This is a genomic window from Actinomadura fibrosa, from assembly GCF_900659615.1.
In the GTDB taxonomy this organism is placed as follows: Bacteria; Actinomycetota; Actinomycetes; order Streptosporangiales; family Streptosporangiaceae; genus Spirillospora; species Spirillospora fibrosa.
Genome location: NZ_CAACUY010000040.1, coordinates 13,261 through 33,763, shown reverse-complemented (window position 1 = coordinate 33,763; position 20,503 = coordinate 13,261). Strand labels below are relative to the sequence as shown.

The following is a 20,503-nucleotide window of genomic DNA, read 5'->3' as shown; positions in this document are numbered from 1 at the left end:
CTCCCGGCTCACCGCAGCGGCGGCGGCCCGGGAAACCGCATCCACACCGTCGTCCGCCCGCCGTCCACCCTGATCCCCCACGCCCTGGTCAGCGCGTCGATGATTCGGAGGCCGCGCCCGTTTTCGGCTAGCGGATCGTCCCGCATCACCGGCCGCGCCCCGCACGCCCCGTCGTCGGTCACTTCGGCGACGATCTCCCCGTCCACCGTGGAGAACAGCACCGTCACCTTCCCGCCGCGCCCGGACGCCGTGTGCTCGATCCCGTTGGTGAAGGCCTCGTTCACACACGTCTGCACGTCGTCCAAGGACGGATGGTCCTCGCCCAGGACGTCCCGGACGAACACCCGCACATGCGCCGCCGACTGCTCCACACCCGGCAGCGTGAGCACCGCGATCACCTCACTGATGGCCATCAAAGCCCCTCTCTCATGCCACCAGCCTCATCGCACAGCGCTACCATCTCGACACGTTCCGTGTGGTCAGTGAGTTCCCGTCACGGGATTTTTCGCGTTCCAGGAATCCCTTGACTTCGCGACTTCGGAGCGTGACAGCCTGACCACATGACGAATCCCGCCTCCACCGTCCGCCTCCGCAAGATCGGTCGGGTGCTCCACGACCTCAGGGAAGAGTCGGGACTCACCCTCAAGGCCGCGAGCCGCCGCCTCGAACGCTCCACCACGTCCCTGTGCCTGATCGAAAAGGGCAACCAGTGGCTCCGCTTCCGCGACCTCGAATACATCCTCGACCGCTACAAGGCCCCTCCCGACGTCCGCGACGCCCTGATGACCCTGGCGCGACAACACAAGCAAACAGGCTGGTGGGACGCCTACAAGGACGTCATCTCCCACGACGCCCGCGACTTCGCCTCAGTCGAATGGGACAGCGCTGACATCATCAGTACCCAGACTGCGGTCATTCCCGGCTTCCTCCAGACCGCCGACTACGCTCGCACGGTCCTCCGCGCCGATCCGCAGGCTCCCCAACCAGACCGCGCTGAACGGTTGGTGGAGTTCCGCCTCGCGAGGCAGCAGATCCTGCTGCGCGATCCCCCGACTTCGCTACATGTGATCATCGACGAGGCAGCCCTGCGCCGCATGCGGGGTGGACGGACCGTGATGCGCTCTCAAGTGCGAAGGCTCATCCAAGAGTGCGATCAGGAGCACGTCAACCTCCAGGTACTTCCCTTCGCGGTAGACCCTGGGCCTGCCTACACAGGGCAATTCCAGCTACTCGACATCGGCAGGCCGCCGATTCTCAGTCTCGTCCTGATCGATGAGATCACCAGCCGACTCGTCAGAGAGGAGCCCGCAGAGATCACCCGCTACAGGAGCGTCTACAACTACGCTAAAGAGGTCGCTCTAACGAAAGAGGATTCACGAGAACTCATGCTAGAGATACTGTCGGAACTATGAGGGAATCCCAATTCGCCGATCTTGTATGGCGCAAGAGCAGCCGCAGCGAATCCCAATTCCAGGAGTGCGTGGAGGTCGCGCGGGTGGCGTGGGCCGTTGCCGTCCGCGACTCCAAGGACCCGGACGGCCCCGTCCTCGCCATCGACGCACAGGTGTGGCGAGGCCTCCTGACCACGCTCAAGACCTACGGCACCTGAGCAGGCAAGGATGCCAGACCTGACCCCTGTACGCCGTCCACACGGAGGGAGACATCTCTTGTCTGATCACGTCTGGCGCAAGAGCAGCCATAGCGGTTCGCAAGCTCAGGAGTGCGTCGAGGTCGCGACCGCATGGCGCAAGAGCAGTCGCAGCGGATCCCAATTCCAGGAGTGCGTGGAGGTTACGAGCGCTTGGCGCAAGAGCAGCAGGAGCGGTTCTCACCTCGAAGAGTGCGTGGAGGTTGCGCGGGTGGCGCGGGTGGTGGCCGTCCGCGACTCCAAGGACCCGGACGGCCCCGTCCTCGCCATCGACGCACAGGCGTGGCAGTGCTTCCTCGACAGCGTGAAGGCGCGGGAAGCTTCAGCTAGTGCCCAGCAGTAGTGCGGCTACTGCGTTTGGGGCTTCTCGCATGGGGTTGTGGGCGGTCGGGAGGTCGTGCACCCGCCAGTCGGGGTCGGCTTGGAGGCGGGCGCGGAGGTCGGCGAACGGCGTCCGGTCCTCCCAGCCTGAGCAGTAGACGAACTCCCGAGTGGGGATCTGTGCGTAAGCGCCCGTGAGCCGGACCGCTTGCAGGAACGAGGCCAGGGGATGCGGACGGCGGCGGGGGTCGCCGCCCTCCGGCGGACGGACGGCGTAGCCGGTGGTCGCGGCACCGGCGGCGAACGCCTGACGGTAGCGCTCGGTCGTCAGGGACCAGCATGACTCGCCGTCGCGCGGGACGTAGGCGTCGAGATGCACCAGCCGGGAGATCCGGCCAGCGGCGCGGTCGGCCGCGGCGGCGATGACCATCCCGCCGTAGCTGTGGCCGACCAGCGTAACGCCGGTGAGGGAGGCGCGGTCGAGGAGCCGCAGCACGTCGTCCGCGTGCGTGTCGAGGTTGGCGGCGGCGACCGTCGCGGCGTCGTCGTCCGGCCGCAGACCGGTCAGGGTCAGGGCGTGGACGGCATGACCGGCCCGCTCCAGCAGCGGGACCACCGCCTCGAACGACCAGGCGCCGTGCCAGCCGCCGGGTACGAGGACGAGCGTCGCCATGCGTCTTCCCTTCTCGCGAGTCGTGCGGGTCATCGAGTTACGCCCAATGCCACCAGGTCAGGGGTTTGGCTTGCCACCGATACGATGCCAAGTGATGTCTGTTCGCCGCCCAAGTGGTCAGATCGCCGGTACGAGGTCGCGTGTGTGGCCGTCCGGTGGGCGCCACCTCTGGGCGTCCGGTGAGACGAGCGCGGCGCAGTCGCATGATCGGGGTCACCTCGTCTACGCGGCCAGCGGTGTTCTGGCGGTGAACACCGAGCGCGGCACGTCGATCGTCCCCGCCGACCGGGTCGCCTGGACTCCCGCCGGGTTCACGCACCACCACCGCGCCCACGGCGAAACTGATATGCGCATCGTCTTCCTCGCGCCGTCCATCGCCCGGTTCCTCCCGGACGATCCCGCCGTGTTCCTGGCCTCCGGCCTCGCCCGCGAGGTCCTGCTCGCCCTGACCGGGCCCCGCAACTACGGCGACGCCGCGTCCGGCTACAGTCGCGCCGCGCAGGCCCGCCTCCTCCGCGTCCTCGTCGACGAACTCCGCGAGGCGTACGAGGAGCCGCTGCATCTGCCGCAGCCACGGGACGACCGGCTCCAGGCCATCGCGCGGATCCTCTACGAAACACCGGCGGACGACTCCACGCTGGGCGAGCTCGGGAAAGCCATCGGAGCCAGCACCCGCACCCTGAGCCGCCTGTTCCGCAGCGAGTTCGGCATGACTTTCTACGAGTGGCGCACGCAGTTGCGGATCTGCCACGCGCTGGTGCTCCTCGCCGACGGCCACGACACCGTCCGGACCGCTCACGCCTGCGGATGGGCGAGCCCGAGTGCCTTCATCGCGGCCTTTACCAAGATCATGGGGACGACTCCGGGCCGCCATCGGGTCGGGGCCCTAGGCCACCGCCCTCCGTTCCCGGCTCCGGCGGCGCCAGTCGCCTCGGAATGATTCGTTTCACCCTCCGGTTACGACCGTCTACACGGGTTCGAGCGCTTGTTCGGCGCCCGGTCGACCGTCCCAGCGCCAGGAGGGCCCATGACGTACGCCTCGGCCATGATCGCCGTCAGCGAGGACGAGCTGGACGGGCTGCGCGCCCGGCTGGCCGCCACCCGGTGGGCCGAGCCCTGGCCGGTGGACGGCTGGGACGCCGGCACCGACCCGGCGGAGCTGCGGCGCCTCGTGCGGTACTGGGCCGGCGGGTACGACTGGCGGGCGCACGAGGCCGCGATCAACGCCCTGCCCTCGCACGTGGCGGACCTGGACGGGACGCCCGTCCACTACCTGCGGTTCGACGGCGAACGGCCGGGGGCGCTGCCGATCGTGCTGACCCACGGGTGGCCCAGCTCGTTCCTGGAGTTGACGGCCCTGGCAGAAAGGCTGTCCGCACCGTCGCGGCACGGGGGTTCGGCAGCGGACGCCTTGACCGTCATCGTGCCGTCCTTGCCCGGTTTCGGGTTCTCCCCGCAGCGGCCCAGGCTCGATGGCGAGCAAACCCACGAGCTGTGGCACCGGCTCATGCGCGAGGAGCTCGGATTCGAGCGATACGCGGCGCACGGCGGCGATCTGGGCGCTGGGATCACCTCGCGCCTGGCCGAGGCCCATCCGGACGAGGTCGTCGGCATCCACCTTCTGGCCGTCGCCCAACCGGCCGAGTACGACCCGGCGACCCTCGAACCGGAGGAACAGGCGCATCTCGACGCGATCGCCGCATGGACGGCGCAGGAAGGCGGCTACCAGCACCAGCAGAGCACCAGGCCCCTCACGCTCGCCCCCGCGCTGGCCGACTCGCCCGCCGGGCTGCTGTCGTGGCTGGTGGAGAAGTACCGGGCATGGAGCGATTCCGGCGGTGACCTCGCGTCCCGGTTCAGCGACGACTTCGTCCTCACCCAGGCGTCCCTCTACTGGTTCACCCGCACGATCTCCACGTCCTTCAGGCCCTACTACGAGTACGCCCAGGGCCTCACGACCCGCGTGAAGCGCGTGGACGTCCCCACCGGCGTCGCGGTGTTCCCCGCCGACCTGAGCCGTCCGCCGCGCGCCTGGGCCGAGCGCACCTACAACGTGACGCGCTACACGCGCATGCCGCGCGGCGGCCATTTCGCCGCGCACGAGGAGCCGGACCTGCTGGCCGCCGACATCATCGAGTTCCTCCGCCCCCTGCGCACCGCCTAGAACCGGACCTCGAATGGTCACGGAGAGTCACATTCGTCGTGGGCATCCCCGGATACGGCCAAGCGGGCGGCAAGGTTGCGCACGCCACGGAATCTCCTATTCGTGATGTTACGATTACGTACTGTGAACAGAGCGGAGCCTGCGAGACGCACCGGACACAGCGCGCGACATGCGCACGATCACTACTGTGAGTGACCGATGATCTTACATCCGAGGCGCCGCGGCGCCTTCCCCGCCGCCCGGCCGGTGTCCCTGCGGGCTCGGTTCGCTCCCGTCCTGGCGGTCCCCGTGATCGCGTTGGCCACCGCCGGGCTCACCACGGCGGACGTCGTCGCACCACGGCCCGCCTCCGCGCCGGCGGCCGCTTCCGAAGCCGCCCCGAAAGCGGCGCCCTGCCGGGTCACGGCCGCCGCGAAGGCGGCCCCCGCCAAGTCCACCGGACCGGCCCACAGGACCGAACCGAGGCCCGGCAAGCGCCGGTACCCGGCGCGGATCCGCGTGTTCGTGGCCAACACCGGCTCCGACACCGTGACGATCTGGGACCCGCGGCTGGAGGAGACGCTCGCGGTCGTGCCCGTCGGGGACGCCCCCGTCGGCGTGACCGTGGCCCCCGACGGCCAGCACGCCTACGCCGCCAACTCCGGCTCCAACACGGTCTCGGTGATCGACACCAGCACCTACCGGGTCGTCGCGACCGTCCCGGTGGGGCGGCAGCCGTTCGGCGTCGGCGCGTCCCCGGTCGCCGTGTACGTCGCCAACCACGGCTCCGACACCGTCACCGTGATCGACCAGCGCTCCAACGCGCCCGTCGCGACGATCCCGGCGGGGCCGCTGCCGCACAGCGTGGCCATCCCCGCGGACGGGTCGCGGGTCTACGTGTCCAACAACGGCGGGCACTCGGTGTCGCTGATCGACCCGCGCATCAACCGCGTGGTCGCGCTCTTCCCCGCGGGGACGTTCCCCGCGGGCGTCGCCCTGCCCGGCTCCGCGCTGCCCGGCCCCGGGCGCGTGTACGTGGCCAACACCGGCTCGCGGGACGTCACCGTGGACGACCCCACGGGCGACCCTGTCGCGACGATCCCCGTCGGCAGGTCGCCGCTCGGCGCCGCCGGGGCCCCGTACGGCGACCGCGTCTACGTCGCCAACGCCCGCTCCGACACCGTCTCCGTCCTCGACGACTGCCTCCTCCGGGTCATCGCGACGATCCCCGTCGGCCACCGTCCCGAGGGCGTCGCCGTGGAACCGGGCGGCGAGCGCGTGTACGTGACGAACAACAGGGACAACACGTTCTCGATCATCGACGCGTTCACCAACACCGTCATCGGCACCGTTCCCGTCGGCCTGGGCCCCGAAGGCATCGCCGTCTCACCCCACTAGCCGTATCGACCCGCGACGTTCTAGTGCGCTGGATGGATCGGCCGACCGGCGAACCCGTCTGGGGCGGTCGCCTCCGTGTCGAGGTCGGACATGTCCAGCACGAACCTGTAGTGAACGTCGCCGGCGGCAAGGCGGTTCAAAGCGGTTTCGATCTCGCTTGAGGGAAGTATCTCGACGTCGGCTGTGATGCCGTGCTCGGCGCAGAACCGGAGCATTTCCGCAGCCCGCCGCCGTCCTCCCGTGCCGGAGGAGGTGAGCCTCTTGCGGCCGGCTCCGAGTTCCCAGAGCTTCGGCCCGGCCAGCAGGGGGTTTCCGAGGACGCACAGGGTCCCGTCGAGGTCCAGCATGCCGATGAGCGGTGAGAGCTCATGGTCGGCCGAGATGGTGTCGAGGATGAGGTCGAAGCGGCCCCGTGCGGCGGCGACCTGGGCCTCGTCGGTGGTCACGAGCAGTCCGGTCGCCCCGAGACGCCAGGCGTCCCGCTCTTTGGCCGTGCTGCGGCTGAGGACGGTGACCTCGGCTCCCAGCGCGGTGGCGAGCTTGACCGCGAGGTGGCCGAGCCCGCCGAGGCCGGCGACGGCCACGCGGGCGCCTGGGCCGACACCCGTGGCCCTCAGCGGCTCCCAGACGCTGACACCGGCGCACATGAGCGGCGCCGCGGCGGCCGGGTCGAGCCCGTCGGGCAGGTGGAACGCGAACTTCTCGCGCAGGACGTACTCACGGCTGTAGGCACCCTTGGTCTGGGTGCCGTCGATGCGGTCAGTGCCGCCGTAGGTGGTGGTCGGGCGCTGGTAGCAGTAGTTCTCCTGCCCGGCCAGGCACATGGCGCACGCGCCGCACGAGTCGATGATCGTGCCGATGGCGACCCGGTCGCCCTCGGCGAAGCCGGTGACGGCCTGGCCGGTGCCGACGACGACGCCGGTCGCCTCGTGGCCGGGGACGAGGTCCTTCTCGCCGAGCATTCCGTGGATGCGGTGCAGGTCGCTGTGGCAGACCCCGCAGTAGTCGATCCGCACGGCGATGTCATCGGGCCGCAGGTCGCGCCGCTCGAAGGTGACGCGGGTCAGCGCATTGGTGGTCGGGTCAAGGCTCTGCCAGCCGGCCGTGGTCCTCATGAGCAGGTCCTTCTCGTCAAAACGGAATCTATCTTCACTTTAGCATGATGCGGAATGAGGATTCCGTTTTGTACACTGCTGCCGATGAGCCCACGAACCGGCCCCTCGGCCACCCCACGCGCCCCGCGCCGGGACGCGCTGCGCAACGACGCGATCGTCATCAACGCCGCGCGTGCGGTCTTCGCCGAGCAGGGACCGCAGGCGAGCATGGAGGCCATCGCCTCTCGCGCCGGCCTGGGCGTCGGCACGATCTACCGGCGGTTCGCGAGCAAGGACGCTCTCCTCGACGCCATCGCACGGCTCTTCGTCGAGGAGCTGGACCGGGCCGCCGCGACCGCGCTCGAAGACCCCGATCCCGCCGCCGGTCTTGAGTGGTTCCTGGATTTCGTCGGGACCTTCAACGCGGAGAAGCGCCGTTACGCGGCCTCCCTGACCGACCGGGTCCCCAGTGACGACGACGTGAGCGCGCGGACCACGGACCGGGTCCGGCAACTGACGCGGAAGGCGGCCGAGGCGGGGTATCTCGCCCAGGATGTGACGGGAGACGACATCAAGGCGCTCATCGTCGCGATACGCGGGGTGGTCGCCGCTTCGCCGGACGGAGATGACGCCCCGTGGCGTCGTTTCGTCCGCGTCCATCTCGCCGGGCTCCGCGTCGGCGGGCGCGCTACCGGAGGGGGCGGGCCGGTCCCTTCCTGATCTGCTCGATGAAGAGGCCGGCCAGGGCGTGCTGCCCGTTCACGGTGGGGTGGTAGCTGCGCGGCTCGGCCTCCAGCGCGGACAGGTTCACCGCGAGGCCGTTCATGTACGGGTCACGGCTCCCCACCTCGTGCCCGGCGAACGCGCTGTAGGCGTCGACGAACTCGACGCTGCCCTGGCCGCGCCTCGCCGCGATGCGGGCGTCGGCCTCGGCGGCCGCGTCCTTGATCAGCCGGCCGAGGTCGTACGCGCGGGCGTTCAGCCACTGCTGCTCGGACACGCTGAGGTTGTCCCCGGCCGTGCCGTTCACCTCGGAGAACGCCTTCGGATAGCCCATCAGGATGATCCGGGCACGGGGCGCGCGGGCGTGGATGTCGGCGATCAGGGCGGGCAGGTCGCGGCGCAGGTCCGACATGTTCTCGGCGATGCTCCGGCCCTGCTCGGTGCAGCCCTTGCTCCAGGGCAGCTTCACCACGCAGCCGGCGACCACCTTGGAGAACCCGATGTCGTTCCCGCCGATGCTCATCGTGACGAGGCTCGTGTCGGCGCCGACCCTGCCGAGCTGCGGGGGCTCCCCGTGCCGCCCGTCCCGGACGTCCTCCGTGGTGGCGCCGGAGCAGGCCCAGAACCCGGTCCCCTTCGAGAACCGGAAGGCCTTGGAGACCTCGTTGTAGTACGCCTTGGACGTCCGGTGGCAGCGGGCGAGCGGGTTCTGGTCGGCCACGGACGCCTCCGCGCCGACGCCGGACGAGTAGGAGTCGCCGAGCGCGGCGTAGGAGCCGCGCGTCGCCACCGCGACGGGGGTGAGGGGGTCGCCGGGCGCCGCGACCGGGTCCGCCCCGACCAGCGCCGTGCGCTCGCGGCAGCCGTTTCCGTCCCCGAACACCTCGCACCGGACGGCGGGCAGCGCCACGAGCGGTGCGAACGCGAGGACCAGCAGCCCGACCAGGACGAGGACGGCGAAGCGCCGCTCCCCCATCCGCTCGCGCAGCGACCGCAGCCAAGACCCCGGGCCCGTCATCGTCCTCCCTCCGTCCGTTGGAGCAGACGCCCGTAGGGCGCCGCGAGTTCCCCCCGAACCGTCACAAGTCCCTTCCGCCGCCCTCTGTTCCCCTCCGACCGCCTTAGCGGCTCCAGCGGACTTTACATTGTAGATTCTTAGATGGGCCGCACGTGGGGGACCATGGTCATCGAAGGCCCCAACGATACGTGCGGAGGCGGAGCCCATGCTCGCGGTGCTGACCGGTCTCGGCCTCTCGGCCGCGGCCGGGCTGAACGCCTACATCCCGATGCTGGTGGTCGGGCTGGTCGACCGCCAGACCGACCTCGTCCGGCTGCCCGCCGAGTTCGGCTGGCTCACGAACGGCTGGGTGCTGGCCGGCCTCGGCGTGCTGCTCGCCGCCGAGGTCGTCCTCGACAAGGTGCCGGTCGTGGACAGCGTGAACGACGCCGTGCAGTCGTTCGTCCGCCCCGCGGCGGGCGGCGCCGTCTTCGCCGCCACGGACGCCGCCGGGAAGCTCGACTCGTCCGAGTTCATGCGCGACCACGCTTGGATCGGCTGGGTGCTCGGCATCGCCGTGGCGTTCGTGGTGCACGCGACGAAGGCGTCCGTCCGCCCCGTGGCGAACGCGGGCACGCTCGGCACCGCCGCTCCGGTCGTCAGCACCGTCGAGGACGTCGTGTCGCTCGCCATGAGCCTGCTCGCGATCCTCGCCCCCGTGATCGCCCTCGTCGCCCTCCTCCTGCTCGTCTACGCCGGCGTCCGGCTGCTGCGGCGTCGACGGCGGCGCAAGCGCCTCAGCGGACAGGCGCCCACATGACGACGCGCGGCCCGAGATCGTGCAGGCCCTCCTCGACCTCGGCGTCCCAGTAGGACCGCAGCCCCGGGCCCCAGCGCTCCTCGGGCAGCTCCGCGAAGCCGTGCTTGGCGTACCAGGGGCCGTTCCAGCGGACGTCCCGGAACGTCAGCAGGCTCACCCCGGGCGCCCCCGCGTCGGCCGCGCGCTCCAGCACCGCCCGCAGCAGGCCGACGCCGATGCCGCGCCCCATCAGCTCGGCGCGCACCGCGATCTGCTCCAAGTGGACGGCGCCGTCCACCTCCTCGAAGGCCGCGAACCCCGCCGGAGGATCGCCGGCCACCACGATGTCCGCGCCCTTCTCGATCATCTTCTCGATCACCGTCGGGCCCGGCGGGAAGACGATCCCGACCGAGCGGAACACCCGGTCCGACGAGTTCTCGATCGCCGGGAGATCCGCCATGTCCGCGGGTCCCGCGGGGCGCACGCGCAGGTCCATCCCGCGATGGTAGGACGGGCCCCGGCCGCCGTCCGAACGGTTATCCGCCGGACGGGCCGTCCCCGGGGCGCCGCAGGAGCCCGCGCTCCATGGCGACGACGACCGCGTGCGTGCGGTCGCTGACGTCCAGCTTGGCGAACACCCGCAGCAGGTGGGTCTTCACCGTCGCCTCCGCGATGACGAGCCGCCGGCCGATCTCCGCGTTGGACAGGCCGTCCGCCACCGCGTTCAGCACGTCCGCCTCGCGCGCGGTCAGCGGCACCTGGGCGGGCCGCCGCATCCGCGCGACGAGCCGCTCCGCGACCCTCGGGGCGAGGACGGTCTCGCCCCGCGCCGCCGACCGGATCCCGTCGGCGAGCTGCGCGCGGGTGATGTCCTTGAGCAGGTAGCCCACCGCCCCCGCCTCGATCGCGCGCTCGATCTCGGCGTCGGTGTCGTAGGTGGTGAGGATGAGCACCCGGGTGCCCGTCCCGCCCGCGACGATCTCGGCGGTGGCGGCCACCCCGTCCAGGACGGGCATCCGCAGGTCGAGCAGCGCCACGTCGGGCCGCAGCCGCTCGACGAGCTCGACCGCCGCGCGGCCGTCGCCGCCCTCCCCCACGATCTCGATGCCGGGCTCCGCGGCCAGCAGGGCCACCACGCCCGCCCGCATCACCGTGTGATCGTCCACGATGACGACCCGCAAGACACCGCCGCTCATATGGCCATCAGCCTCCCATTCACGGCACCCGCCGCGTCCTGGGCGGCACGCGACGGCCGCCGGACGCGTGCGCGGCCGGACGTCTCGATCCTCATCCGGCCGCCTCCACCTCGGCCTGGGCCTCGTCCTCCACGGGGATCACGGCGAGGACGCGGGTGCCCGCGCCGGGCGCGCTGGTCACGGTGAGCTCGCCGCCGAGCTCGGCCAGGCGCCCCCGCATGCCGTCCAGGCCGAAGCCGCGCGAGTCGGCCACGACGAAGCCGCGGCCGTCGTCGGTGATCTCCAGCTCGACGCCGTGGGGATGCCGTTCCAGCACCACGCCGACCGTGGACGCGTCCGCGTGCTTGCGCACGTTCGCCAGCGACTCCTGGACGCAGCGCAGGAGCGCGATGCGCGTCCGCTGGTCGCAGCGGACGTCCGCGAGGTCGGCGCTCACGGTCAGGCCGGTGTCCTCGGCGAACCGGTCGAGGGTGCGGCGGAGGGTCTCCGCGATCGCACCGGCGACGGGGGCGCCCTGCGGAGCCGAGCCCACGAGCACGCGCGCCTCGGCGAAGTTCTCGCGCGCGGTCCGCTCGATGGACAGCAGCTGCCGCTCGCTCCGTCCGGGATCCTCGCCGAGGCCGGCGCGGGCCGCCTCGGCCAGCACGATGATCGACGCGAAGCCCTGCGCGAGCGTGTCGTGGATCTCGCGGGCGATCCGCTCGCGCTCGTCCGAGGCGCCCTGCCGCCGCTGCGCCTCCGCGAGCCGGGCCCGCGCCTCCGCCAGCTCCGCGGCCAGCCGCCGGGCCCGCTCCCCGCTCAGCTGGACGAACCGGTGCGCCGCCAGCCCCAGCAGCACACCGGCCGCGCAGCCGGCCGCGGTGACGACCGCGTTGCCGGTGAGCTGCGCCTCCGCACCCCAGCCCCGGCCGTCCGCGCCCCACCCCTGCCGGACGGCGCCGCCCGCCAGCGTCGCGACGGCCGCGGCGACGCTCAGCACGATCGAGCGCCCTCTGCTCCCCCCGAGGACCCAGAACTGCGGCAACGTCACGACGTACAGGGCCGCGCCGCCGATCCGCAGGTAGGACAGCGCGCCCAGGCCGGCGACCAGCAGCCAGAGGAACACGACCGGACGCAGGACGGGATTGCGGGGCGCCGCCTTCAGCAACGCGAAGCAGAGACCGAGCGCGGCCGTCAGCCCCAACGCCCAGTAGCGCTCCGGAATCGGGTCGTCCGAACCGGCGATCGCCTGCGGCGCCAGCCCGAACAGCACCCAGAGGACCGAGTACCACCGCAGGAGGACCCCGAACCGGTCCTGGGGCCGCGGCGACTCGTCCATGAAGATCACCCTACTTTCGCGCCTGGCCGCCCGGCATCGTCCCCCATGCCCCCACCAGCACCGAAGGCGGCACCGGACGCGGCGCGGGCCACAGCGCGGGACGGCCACCAGACGCGGTCGCCGAGCGGCAGCATCAGCGCCGGCAGGATCATGACGCGGATGACGGCGGCGTCGAGCAGCACGGCCACCGCGAGCGCGAAGCCCATCTGCTTCATCTCGACGATGTGGACGAAGGCGAAGCTCGCGAACACCGTCACCATGACGAACGCGGCACTCGTCACGACCTTCGCGGACCCGCCCACACCGTCCAGCACGGCCTCGCGGGCGGGCACCCCGCGCAGCGCGGCCTCCCGGATCCGGCTGATCACGAAGACCTGGTAGTCCATCGACAGCCCGAACAGGATCACGAACAGGAACAGCGGCACCCGCGACCCGATCGAACCGGTCGAGGTGAAGCCGAGCAGCCCCTCGGCCCACGTGTGCTGGAACACCAGCGTCAGCACCCCGAGCGACGCCCCCGCCGACAGCAGGTTCAGCGCCGTGCCCACCAGGCCGAGGACCACCGAGCGGAACGCCCACACGGTCATCGCGAAGGTCACGAGCAGCAGCGTCCCCACGATCAGCGGCAGCTTCTCCTTCTGGTGCTCGGGATAGTCGGCGTAGCGGGCCACGTCCCCGGTGACCGCCGTCTCGACGCCGAGCCTCCCGACCGTCGCCGGCACGTACTCGCGCCGGACGTCCGCGAGCGACGAACGCGCCTCGTCCGTGCCGACGTAGTGCGGTACGGGCAGCTCCAGCAGGCTGACCCGCCGGTCCGCCGAGGTGCGCAGCTCGGCGGTCCCCGCGAGCCGCGGATCGTCCTTCGCCAGCCGCGCCAGCTCCCGCAGCGCCCCGGCCACCTCGTCCGCACGTCCCGGGTCGGCGCGGACGACGACCTGGTGCATCGACTTCAGCTCCGGGAACGCGGCGTTCAGCCGGTCGTAGCTCCGCATCGCGGGAATGGCGCGCGGGTGCGTCTCCCGCCCCATGTCCGTCAGCCTCATGCCGAGCACCGGCAGGGCCAGCGCGACCATGGCCAGGACCGCGACGACCAGCGTGGCGACGGGATGCCTGCTCACGGGCCTCAGCACGGCCGCCGTGACCCGTCCGGCACCGTCCCGCTCACCGCCGCGCCCGCGCCGCCGGTCGTGGCCGCGGCGCTCCGCCCTCGTCCCGAGCCTCACGAGCACCGCGGGCAGGACGGTGAACGAGCTGACCACCGCGACCAGCGTGACGATGATCGCGCCCGTGGCGATCGAGGAGAAGATGACGTCGTCCGCCAGGTACAGCGTCGCGCTGGACACGGCGACCGCCAGCCCCGACACCACCACGGCCCGTCCCGACGTCGCCGCCGCCACCTCGACCGCCGCCCGCGGGGACAGCCGCCCACCCGACCTCGCCCGCTCCTCCCGCGCCCGCTTGAGGTAGAAGAGCGTGTAGTCGACGCCGACCGCCATACCGATCAGCAGGATGACGTTCGTGCCGACCCCCGCGTCCGGGAAGGCGTGCGACGCCAGCAACGACAGGCCCACCGCCGCCGCGATGGACGACAGCGCGAGCAGCAGCGGGAGCACGGCCAGGCCCACCGACCCGAACACCAGCAGCAGCGTGATCAGCGTGACCGGCAGCGCGATCACCTCGGTGCGCGAAAGGTCCTTGCCGCGCAGCTCCTCGACGCCCTTGCTGACGGACGGGCCGCCCGTCTCCTCCACCCGCAGCGCCGGATGGGCCGCCTGCACCAGCGCGGTCTGGGCCCGCAACGGCGCGACGTGCTTCTTACCGTCGAGTTCGGGCCCCTTCATCGTCACATCGACCCGGACGGCCGTCCCGTCGGCCGACCGCACCGGCGCACCGACCGACTCCACCTCGGGCAGGCCCTTCATCCGTCCGGCCACGTCCTGGGCGGCGGTCATCGCCTCACCGAGCCGTCCCGCGCCGGCGGAGATCAGGACCCGCTCGACGGGCTTCTGCTGGAGGCCGCCGTCGGCCGCCATCGCCTCGGCCCGTCCGGCCTCACCCACCCGGAAGTCCGCCGAGGTCGCGGCGTTCCCGCCGACCGCGATACCGGCGCCGAGGCACAGCGCGACGAACAGGAACCAGCCGGCGATCGCCCGCCATGGGTGCCCGGCACTCCACCGAGCCATCCGTTCAGGAAGATTCCTCATGCCATAGATGCTGGTCAACGGCCTATGCCCGCCGACAGCCTCGACCGGCTGAACCTCACGTCCACCGATCGGTGGACACGGGCACGACCGCAGGCGCCTTCGCCGCGGTTTCGTGATCATCAAGGCGTCCGCGAGGAAGGCCCGGCCTGTTACTCTCGCCCCCTGTCGCGCCGAGGGGGCGCCGCAATCGTGAGGAGCCGGGGGGCTTGACCTTGTCCGACGAGTCGCCCATGGGGCCCGTCGAAGTGCTGTCAACGCCGGAGTCCCCGGACGAGCGACCGGCTCGCGGAACCAGATCGCGAGCGCTCCTGCCATGGGCAGCGATCACGGCGCTCGCGCTCGCGGCCGCCGCCATCTGGACGGTGCATGCGCGGACGTCAGCGGACAAGCCCCTCCCGCCCCTGGTGACCCTGCCGGCAGAGTGCGTCGGGCCGTCCCAAGCCTCCATGGCGAAGTACATGCCACAGGCGGGCAAGCTGACCTCCGACGCGGCTGGGGGCTCGTCATCCCCACGGGAGGCCCTCTCCTGCCGCTCGCGCGAGCTGTGGACCGCCCTGGACGGCAGCGGCGTCGTGTCGCGACTGCTGCTCATCCACGTGCGCATGCATGGAGGAGCAGGCGGGATCGCCGAAGCCAGGAGCATGTACCAGCAGGAGTGGCGGACGCTCGCCCAAGCCTCGACGCTAGGCGATCTTGGCCGCGATCTGGATCAGCACGCGCCCGAGCAGGTTCCCGGCATCGGCGACGAGGCGTTCATCAGCTACGCCACCTTCAGTATCGGAGGCGACGGCGGCGCGCACGAGTCGATGACGGTGCGGACGCAGAACACCGACATCACCGTCGCCGTGCAGGGCGTCCAGTATCCGCGTGACCCGAACGGCGAGATCCGCCGCGACAAGGCCGTTCCGCTGGGCGAGGCCGGGCTCCGCGAAGCGGTGATGGCGTTCACGCGCGACGTGACGTCCTCGCTAGCGAAGTGCGAGCCCTGCCGCCGCTCCTGAGACGCATCACACCTCCTCGCCTCATGGCAGCGCCCACCGATCGGCGGTGGCGCCCCGGTGGGGACCACCCCGGTATGGGCGGAAAAGAGCATGCGGCCGTGTGGCCCTAAGCTCACCCGCCGCCCCGCCCACACCCTCCACCACGACTCAGCGGGCGGGAACCCGCGTGTTCAGCAGGTCGAGTGGAAGAGGCCGCCTACGGGTTCCGTCTCCGCGAGCCGGTTGTAGAGGTCCACCGCCTTGGTCGTCTCCTCGATGTGGACTTCGACACCGCGCTCTTCGAGGAACCTCACCGCCTCCGGCATGGTGTGGAGACGGGATTTCATGCCGCGGCTCAGCACGATGACCGAGGAGCCGTGGTCGAGGAGTTCCTCAACGTCGGCGGGCTGGATGCCCGGTTCGTGCCGGGTGCCGTGCTCCGTCCAGTCCCAAGGGCGGCCGCCGCCGGGGTAGAGCTTGAAGTCCTTACCGGTCTCCAGCCCCTCGACCTCCATCCGTCCCCAGGAGATATGGGTGACGCGCGGTGAACGGTCCATGAGGGCCTCCTCGGTTCGTGACGGCGCGCCGATCGGACGTCACCAGGTCATCATGCCCCGGGCCAGAGCGCCGGGGGCGCGCGGAAAAGGGTGTGCGGGGGTGTGGGAGCGTCGCGGATGATGGGGCATGGGTTGGTTGATCACTGAGGACGTCGACGAATTCCTGGGGCGGGCAGGCGGTTTTCTGCGGGCCGACCCGGCCGCTAACACCGTGCCGCTCACGGTCGCGGAGACCGCACGGGTGGTCGGGACGGCGATCTACGACAGCGTCTCGTTCGGGTGGTGGACGGACGCGGGACGGGTCGATGGGGCCTTCATCCACACGCGGCCGCATACTCCGCTGCTCACGGCGATGCCGGAGCAGGCGGCGCGGGAGCTGGCCGGGCTGCTGGACGGCGTGTCCGCCGTGAACGCGGAGCGCGACGTCGCCGAGGCGTTCGCGGACGCGTGGGCACGGCGGAGAGGTGCCGCGGCTGCCGCCGGTCGCGTGGACAAGTCGAACCGGCTGTACCGGCTGGGACGGCTGATCGTGCCCGACGTGCCGGGGAAGGGCCGTCTCGCGACGACCGCCGACCGTGACCTGGTGCTGGACTGGTTCGCGGCGTTCCATCAGGAGCTCGGCGACGGTGTGAAGCCGACCCCGGCCCTGGTGGACGACAAGCTGGCGATCGGCGGCTTCGTCCTGTGGGAGGACGGGGGCACGCCGGTGTCGCTCGCCGGCCGGACGCGGATCCTGGCGGGGATGGCGCGCGTCGCCCCCGTGTACACGCCCGAGAGGTTCCGGAGGCGGGGTTACGGCAGCGCGGCGACGGCCATGGTGGCTCAGGCCGCGCGGGAGGCGGGTGCGGAGGAGGTCGTGCTGTTCACCGACGCGGCCAACCGCACGAGCAACGGCGTCTACCGGCGGCTGGGCTTCCAGGACATCGGCGAACGCGTCCTGATGTCCCTCGCCTGACCTTGCTCCCAGCCCGAGCCACCGCGCCACCGGGCCCCCTTCCCCGACCACAGCGCCGCCTGGTCGTGGGGGTCAGTGACACAGGGTTACTTGACGCCGGCTTCTTTCATTTCGCGGAGTTCGCGTTTGAGTTCCTTGATCTCGTCGCGGAGGCGGGCGGCCAGCTCGAACTGGAGGTCGGCGGCGGCCTGGTGCATCTGGGCGGTCATCTGCTCGATGAGGCCCTCCAGCTCCTCGCGGGGGCGCTCGCCGACGAGGTCGGCGGCGTGGCGGCCGACCTCGCGGGTGCGGGACGCGAGGCCGGGGACGGGGGCCTTGCCGCGGCTCTGCTGGCGGCCGGCGCCGCCGATGAGGGTCTCGGTGTCGGCGTCCTCGCGGGCGAGGGAGTCGAGGATGTCGGCGATGCGCTTGCGCAGCGCCGTCGGCTCGATGCCGTGCTCGGTGTTGTAGGCCTGCTGCTTGGCGCGGCGCCGGTTCGTCTCCTCGATCGCCCGTTCCATGGACGGGGTGACGGTGTCGGCGTACATGTGGACCTGGCCGGAGACGTTGCGGGCCGCGCGGCCGATCGTCTGGATCAGGGACGTCTCGGAGCGGAGGAAGCCCTCCTTGTCGGCGTCGAGGATCGCGACGAGGGAGACCTCGGGCAGGTCGAGGCCCTCGCGGAGCAGGTTGATGCCGACGAGGACGTCGAACTCGCCGGCGCGCAGCTCGCGGAGCAGCTCGATGCGGCGCAGGGTGTCGACCTCGCTGTGCAGGTAGCGGACCTGGATGCCGAGTTCGAGGAGGTAGTCGGTGAGGTCCTCGGCCATCTTCTTGGTGAGGGTGGTGACGAGGACGCGCTCGTCGCGCTCGGTGCGGAGCCGGATCTCGTGGATGAGGTCGTCGATCTGGCCCTTGGTGGGCTTGACGACGACCTCGGGGTCGATGAGGCCGGTGGGGCGGATGACCTGCTCGACGACGTCGCCCTGGACGCGGTTCATCTCGTACGTGCCGGGCGTCGCGGACAGGTAGACGGTCTGGCCGATGCGGTCGAGGAACTCCTCCCACTTGAGCGGGCGGTTGTCCATCGCGGACGGCAGCCGGAAGCCGTGCTCGACGAGCATCCTCTTGCGGGACGCGTCGCCCTCGTACATCGCGCCGATCTGCGGGACGGTCTGGTGCGACTCGTCGATGACGAGGAGGAAGTCCTCGGGGAAGTAGTCGAGGAGGGTGTTGGGGGCGGTGCCGGGGCCGCGGCCGTCGATGTGGCGGGAGTAGTTCTCGATGCCGGAGCAGGTGCCGACCTGGCGCATCATCTCGATGTCGTAGGTGGTGCGCATGCGGAGGCGCTGCGCCTCCAGCATCTTGCCCTGGCGCTCCATCGTGGCGAGCGTCTCCTCCAGCTCGGCCTCGATGTCGCGGATGGCGCGCTCCATGCGCTCGGGGCCGGCGACGTAGTGGGAGGCGGGGAAGACGTAGAGCTCGTCGTCCTCGGTGATGAGCTCGCCGGTGAGGGGGTGGAGGGTGGCGAGCTTCTCGATCTCGTCGCCGAACATCTCGATCCGGACGGCGAGCTCCTCGTACTGCGGGATGATCTCGATGGTGTCGCCGCGGACGCGGAAGGTGCCGCGGGTGAACGCGAGGTCGTTGCGGGAGTACTGCATGCCGACGAGCTGGCGGAGCAGGTCGTCGCGCTCGATCTCCTGCCCGACGCGGAGCTTGACCATGCGGTCGACGTACTCCTGCGGGGTGCCGAGGCCGTAGATGCAGGAGACGGACGCGACGACGATCGTGTCGCGGCGGGTGAGCAGCGAGTTCGTCGCCGAGTGGCGGAGCCGGTCGACCTCGTCGTTGATCGACGAGTCCTTCTCGATGTAGGTGTCGGTCTGCGGGATGTACGCCTCGGGCTGGTAGTAGTCGTAGTACGAGACGAAGTACTCGACGGCGTTCGAGGGCATCATCTCGCGCAGCTCGTTGGCGAACTGGGCGGCGAGGGTCTTGTTCGGCTGCATGACGAGGACGGGCCGCTGGAGCTTCTCGACCAGCCACGCGATGGTGGCGGTCTTGCCGGTGCCGGTGGCGCCGAGCAGCACGGCGTCCTTGTCGCCGCGGCCGATCCGCTCGGCCAGCTCGGCGATCGCCGTGGGCTGGTCGCCCGACGGCCTCATCTCGGTGACGACCTCGAACGGCGCCACGCGGCGCCGCAGGTCCGTGATCGGCCGCATCGCCGCCCTCCCCTTGGTCTTCCGTACCGGTTCGCCCCACCACTGTATGCAGGGTCTCCGACAGTACGCACCGAGTACGACAATTCCCGGCGCCCGCTTATTTCCGCAGGTCAGATGGATGATCGTTTTCAGGACGTGGGGAGCGGCAGCCGGGCCCGGACGGCGTAGCCGCCGCCGTCGCGGGGGCCGGCCTCGAAGCTGCCGCCGAGGGCGGTGACCCGCTCCCGGAGGCCGAGGAGGCCGTTGCCGCCGCTCGGCAGGCCGTGGTCGGGGCCGGCGTGCGGGACGTCGTTGGCGATCTCGACCTCGACGGCCTCGGGGAGCAGGCCGAGGTCGACGCGGGTGTCGGCGGCCCCGGCGTGCTTGTGGACGTTGGTCAGGGCCTCCTGGACGAGGCGGTAGACGGTCCGTCCGACGGCGGGCGGCATCGGGCGCTCCTCGCCGCGGACCGACAGGTCGACGCGCAGGCCCGCGGCGCCGGACTGGCCGACGAGCTCGCGGACGTGGGCGACGGTGGGGGCCTCCTGCGGGAGGGCCTCCTCGCCCTGCCGCAGGACGCCGATCACGTGGCGGAGCTCCTCCAGCGCCTGCCGTCCCATGTCGCCGATCACGGCGGCGGTCTCGGCGGCGCGGTCGGGGTCGCGGGCGGCGATGGCGCGCAGGGCGCCGGCGTGGACGACCATGACGCTGATCCGGTTGGCGACGACGTCGTGCATCTCGCGGGCGATGCGGGTGCGCTCCTCGCCCCGCGCGCGCTCCGCGAGGAGGTGCTGCTCGCGTTCGAGCCGTTCGGCGCGCTCCTGGAGGGAGGTGAGGAGCTGCTTGCGCGCCCCCATGTAGAGGCCGAGGAGGACGGGCACCGCGGTGAACGCCACCCCGAAGATCGCCTGGGCGAGGAACGGCTCGTCGCTGGACGACGGGTTGGGGAAGGCGAGGTTCGCGGCGTAGCCGGTTCCGGCGAGCGCCCACACCAGGCGGCGGGACGGGGTGTAGGCGGCCAGCGAGTAGAGGATCACCAGCACGGCGAACACGCCGGCCCCGGTGACGGTGCTGAAGACGATCGTGAAGACCGTGAGGCGGACGGGGTGGCTGCGGCGCACGACCAGCGCGAGGCCGAGGACGGCGCTGCACGCGGCGACTACGGGTTCGGGGAGCCAGAAGTCCTGCTGCGGCGCGAACAGCATGTAGGCGCCGTCGAAGGCGGCCAGGCAGACGGCGAGCGTGACGTCCAGCGCGCGTGACCGCCGTGTCGGCCACGTCGCCGACCACCAGCCGCGCGGGTGCATGCGCCAG

General features: G+C 71.3%; 21 protein-coding genes. 10 read left to right on the top strand and 11 right to left on the bottom strand.

Features of this window, described 5'->3' with window-relative positions; genetic code table 11:
- Nucleotides 1–8: 8 nt before the first annotated feature.
- Nucleotides 9–413, bottom strand: coding sequence for an ATP-binding protein (locus E1300_RS16645; RefSeq protein WP_131757915.1), 405 nt, complete (start codon nt 411–413; stop codon nt 9–11).
- Nucleotides 414–560: 147 nt separating this feature from the next.
- Between E1300_RS16645 and E1300_RS16640 the strand changes: the two genes are divergently transcribed.
- From E1300_RS16640 to E1300_RS53435, 3 genes are read left to right on the top strand one after another with little or no spacing between them, the layout of a single operon-like run.
- On the top strand, nt 561–1,412 hold the full coding sequence (locus E1300_RS16640; protein ID WP_131757914.1) for a helix-turn-helix domain-containing protein: 852 nt from the start codon (nt 561–563) through the stop codon (nt 1,410–1,412).
- Nucleotides 1,409–1,609: a DUF397 domain-containing protein gene (locus tag E1300_RS16635; RefSeq protein WP_131757913.1), complete on the top strand. Its 201-nt coding sequence runs from the start codon at nt 1,409–1,411 to the stop codon at nt 1,607–1,609. Before E1300_RS16640 ends, E1300_RS16635 begins: the two co-directional genes overlap by 4 nt.
- A gap of 10 nt (nt 1,610–1,619) precedes the next feature.
- Nucleotides 1,620–1,991 (top strand): DUF397 domain-containing protein, encoded by a 372-nt coding sequence (locus tag E1300_RS53435; protein ID WP_131757912.1) that lies wholly within the window; start codon nt 1,620–1,622, stop codon nt 1,989–1,991.
- Here E1300_RS53435 and E1300_RS16625 read toward each other — a convergent pair.
- Nucleotides 1,971–2,642 carry an alpha/beta fold hydrolase gene (locus E1300_RS16625; RefSeq protein ID WP_131757911.1) on the bottom strand — a complete coding sequence of 224 codons (672 nt, stop codon included), beginning with the start codon at nt 2,640–2,642 and terminating at the stop codon, nt 1,971–1,973. The genes E1300_RS53435 and E1300_RS16625 overlap by 21 nt on opposite strands.
- Nucleotides 2,643–2,784: 142 nt before the next feature.
- Between E1300_RS16625 and E1300_RS16620 the strand changes: the two genes are divergently transcribed.
- From E1300_RS16620 to E1300_RS16610, 3 genes are all read left to right on the top strand, one after another.
- Nucleotides 2,785–3,582 (top strand): AraC family transcriptional regulator, encoded by a 798-nt coding sequence (locus tag E1300_RS16620; RefSeq protein ID WP_207399781.1) that lies wholly within the window; start codon nt 2,785–2,787, stop codon nt 3,580–3,582.
- 87 nt (nt 3,583–3,669) lie between these two features.
- Nucleotides 3,670–4,806 carry an epoxide hydrolase family protein gene (locus E1300_RS16615; RefSeq protein ID WP_207399780.1) on the top strand — a complete coding sequence of 379 codons (1,137 nt, stop codon included), beginning with the start codon at nt 3,670–3,672 and terminating at the stop codon, nt 4,804–4,806.
- Between the two features lie 198 nt (nt 4,807–5,004).
- Nucleotides 5,005–6,183 carry a beta-propeller fold lactonase family protein gene (locus E1300_RS16610; RefSeq protein WP_131757909.1) on the top strand — a complete coding sequence of 393 codons (1,179 nt, stop codon included), beginning with the start codon at nt 5,005–5,007 and terminating at the stop codon, nt 6,181–6,183.
- Between the two features lie 20 nt (nt 6,184–6,203).
- On the opposite strand, the gene E1300_RS16605 is transcribed toward E1300_RS16610, so the two are convergent.
- Nucleotides 6,204–7,298, bottom strand: coding sequence for an NAD(P)-dependent alcohol dehydrogenase (locus tag E1300_RS16605; RefSeq protein WP_131757908.1), 1,095 nt, complete (start codon nt 7,296–7,298; stop codon nt 6,204–6,206).
- 84 nt (nt 7,299–7,382) lie between these two features.
- Between E1300_RS16605 and E1300_RS16600 the strand changes: the two genes are divergently transcribed.
- Nucleotides 7,383–7,997 carry a TetR/AcrR family transcriptional regulator gene (locus E1300_RS16600; RefSeq protein ID WP_131757907.1) on the top strand — a complete coding sequence of 205 codons (615 nt, stop codon included), beginning with the start codon at nt 7,383–7,385 and terminating at the stop codon, nt 7,995–7,997.
- On the opposite strand, the gene E1300_RS16595 is transcribed toward E1300_RS16600, so the two are convergent.
- The gene (locus tag E1300_RS16595; protein WP_131757906.1) at nt 7,966–9,018 is read right to left on the bottom strand and encodes an SGNH/GDSL hydrolase family protein; all 1,053 of its coding nucleotides are present in this window, start codon (nt 9,016–9,018) and stop codon (nt 7,966–7,968) included. The genes E1300_RS16600 and E1300_RS16595 overlap by 32 nt on opposite strands.
- A gap of 205 nt (nt 9,019–9,223) precedes the next feature.
- Here E1300_RS16595 and E1300_RS16590 point away from each other — a divergent pair, with 205 nt between their 5' ends.
- A complete protein-coding gene (locus tag E1300_RS16590) occupies nt 9,224–9,817 on the top strand; it encodes a DUF4126 domain-containing protein (RefSeq protein WP_131757905.1) in 594 nt (197 codons plus the stop codon).
- On the opposite strand, the gene E1300_RS16585 is transcribed toward E1300_RS16590, so the two are convergent.
- From E1300_RS16585 to E1300_RS16570, 4 genes are all read right to left on the bottom strand, one after another.
- Complete coding sequence (locus E1300_RS16585) at nt 9,795–10,292, bottom strand: GNAT family N-acetyltransferase (RefSeq protein WP_131757904.1); 498 nt, start codon at nt 10,290–10,292, stop codon at nt 9,795–9,797. The two genes, E1300_RS16590 and E1300_RS16585, sit on opposite strands and share 23 nt — an antisense overlap.
- A gap of 40 nt (nt 10,293–10,332) precedes the next feature.
- Complete coding sequence (locus tag E1300_RS16580; RefSeq protein WP_131757903.1) at nt 10,333–10,992, bottom strand: response regulator; 660 nt, start codon at nt 10,990–10,992, stop codon at nt 10,333–10,335.
- 91 nt (nt 10,993–11,083) lie between these two features.
- The gene (locus E1300_RS16575; RefSeq protein WP_131757902.1) at nt 11,084–12,310 is read right to left on the bottom strand and encodes a sensor histidine kinase; all 1,227 of its coding nucleotides are present in this window, start codon (nt 12,308–12,310) and stop codon (nt 11,084–11,086) included.
- Nucleotides 12,311–12,315: 5 nt separating this feature from the next.
- The gene (locus tag E1300_RS16570) at nt 12,316–14,493 is read right to left on the bottom strand and encodes an MMPL family transporter (protein ID WP_207399779.1); all 2,178 of its coding nucleotides are present in this window, start codon (nt 14,491–14,493) and stop codon (nt 12,316–12,318) included.
- Nucleotides 14,494–14,960: 467 nt separating this feature from the next.
- Between E1300_RS16570 and E1300_RS16565 the strand changes: the two genes are divergently transcribed.
- Nucleotides 14,961–15,515 carry a hypothetical protein gene (locus E1300_RS16565; RefSeq protein WP_131757900.1) on the top strand — a complete coding sequence of 185 codons (555 nt, stop codon included), beginning with the start codon at nt 14,961–14,963 and terminating at the stop codon, nt 15,513–15,515.
- Nucleotides 15,516–15,685: 170 nt separating this feature from the next.
- Here E1300_RS16565 and E1300_RS16560 read toward each other — a convergent pair whose 3' ends face one another.
- The gene (locus E1300_RS16560; protein ID WP_131757899.1) at nt 15,686–16,051 is read right to left on the bottom strand and encodes an Mth938-like domain-containing protein; all 366 of its coding nucleotides are present in this window, start codon (nt 16,049–16,051) and stop codon (nt 15,686–15,688) included.
- A gap of 127 nt (nt 16,052–16,178) precedes the next feature.
- On the opposite strand from E1300_RS16560, the gene E1300_RS16555 reads away from it, so the two are divergent.
- A complete protein-coding gene (locus tag E1300_RS16555) occupies nt 16,179–17,006 on the top strand; it encodes a GNAT family N-acetyltransferase (RefSeq protein ID WP_131757898.1) in 828 nt (275 codons plus the stop codon).
- 86 nt (nt 17,007–17,092) lie between these two features.
- Here the strand turns inward: E1300_RS16555 and uvrB are convergent, their stop codons facing one another.
- Both uvrB and E1300_RS16545 read right to left on the bottom strand, forming a co-directional pair.
- Nucleotides 17,093–19,210 (bottom strand): excinuclease ABC subunit UvrB, encoded by a 2,118-nt coding sequence (gene uvrB / locus E1300_RS16550; RefSeq protein ID WP_131757897.1) that lies wholly within the window; start codon nt 19,208–19,210, stop codon nt 17,093–17,095.
- A 128-nt stretch (nt 19,211–19,338) separates the two neighbouring features.
- Entirely contained in the window at nt 19,339–20,496 is a 1,158-nt protein-coding gene (locus E1300_RS16545; RefSeq protein ID WP_131757896.1) for a sensor histidine kinase, read from the bottom strand.
- Between the last annotated feature and the right edge of the window lie 7 nt (nt 20,497–20,503).

What these genes read in the sequence shown, in the direction of transcription:
- E1300_RS16645 (WP_131757915.1), bottom strand. Translation starts at nt 413, where the DNA reads ATGGCCATCAGTGAGGTGATCGCGGTGCTCACGCTGCCGGGTGTGGAG.
- E1300_RS16640 (WP_131757914.1), top strand. Translation starts at nt 561, where the DNA reads ATGACGAATCCCGCCTCCACCGTCCGCCTCCGCAAGATCGGTCGGGTG.
- E1300_RS16635 (WP_131757913.1), top strand. Translation starts at nt 1,409, where the DNA reads ATGAGGGAATCCCAATTCGCCGATCTTGTATGGCGCAAGAGCAGCCGC.
- E1300_RS53435 (WP_131757912.1), top strand. Translation starts at nt 1,620, where the DNA reads ATGCCAGACCTGACCCCTGTACGCCGTCCACACGGAGGGAGACATCTC.
- E1300_RS16625 (WP_131757911.1), bottom strand. Translation starts at nt 2,642, where the DNA reads ATGGCGACGCTCGTCCTCGTACCCGGCGGCTGGCACGGCGCCTGGTCG.
- E1300_RS16615 (WP_207399780.1), top strand. Translation starts at nt 3,670, where the DNA reads ATGACGTACGCCTCGGCCATGATCGCCGTCAGCGAGGACGAGCTGGAC.
- E1300_RS16610 (WP_131757909.1), top strand. Translation starts at nt 5,005, where the DNA reads ATGATCTTACATCCGAGGCGCCGCGGCGCCTTCCCCGCCGCCCGGCCG.
- E1300_RS16605 (WP_131757908.1), bottom strand. Translation starts at nt 7,298, where the DNA reads ATGAGGACCACGGCCGGCTGGCAGAGCCTTGACCCGACCACCAATGCG.
- E1300_RS16600 (WP_131757907.1), top strand. Translation starts at nt 7,383, where the DNA reads ATGAGCCCACGAACCGGCCCCTCGGCCACCCCACGCGCCCCGCGCCGG.
- E1300_RS16595 (WP_131757906.1), bottom strand. Translation starts at nt 9,018, where the DNA reads ATGACGGGCCCGGGGTCTTGGCTGCGGTCGCTGCGCGAGCGGATGGGG.
- E1300_RS16590 (WP_131757905.1), top strand. Translation starts at nt 9,224, where the DNA reads ATGCTCGCGGTGCTGACCGGTCTCGGCCTCTCGGCCGCGGCCGGGCTG.
- E1300_RS16585 (WP_131757904.1), bottom strand. Translation starts at nt 10,292, where the DNA reads ATGGACCTGCGCGTGCGCCCCGCGGGACCCGCGGACATGGCGGATCTC.
- E1300_RS16580 (WP_131757903.1), bottom strand. Translation starts at nt 10,992, where the DNA reads ATGAGCGGCGGTGTCTTGCGGGTCGTCATCGTGGACGATCACACGGTG.
- E1300_RS16575 (WP_131757902.1), bottom strand. Translation starts at nt 12,310, where the DNA reads ATGGACGAGTCGCCGCGGCCCCAGGACCGGTTCGGGGTCCTCCTGCGG.
- E1300_RS16570 (WP_207399779.1), bottom strand. Translation starts at nt 14,493, where the DNA reads ATGGCTCGGTGGAGTGCCGGGCACCCATGGCGGGCGATCGCCGGCTGG.
- E1300_RS16565 (WP_131757900.1), top strand. Translation starts at nt 14,961, where the DNA reads ATGGCGAAGTACATGCCACAGGCGGGCAAGCTGACCTCCGACGCGGCT.
- E1300_RS16560 (WP_131757899.1), bottom strand. Translation starts at nt 16,051, where the DNA reads ATGGACCGTTCACCGCGCGTCACCCATATCTCCTGGGGACGGATGGAG.
- E1300_RS16555 (WP_131757898.1), top strand. Translation starts at nt 16,179, where the DNA reads ATGGGTTGGTTGATCACTGAGGACGTCGACGAATTCCTGGGGCGGGCA.
- uvrB (WP_131757897.1), bottom strand. Translation starts at nt 19,210, where the DNA reads ATGCGGCCGATCACGGACCTGCGGCGCCGCGTGGCGCCGTTCGAGGTC.
- E1300_RS16545 (WP_131757896.1), bottom strand. Translation starts at nt 20,496, where the DNA reads ATGCACCCGCGCGGCTGGTGGTCGGCGACGTGGCCGACACGGCGGTCA.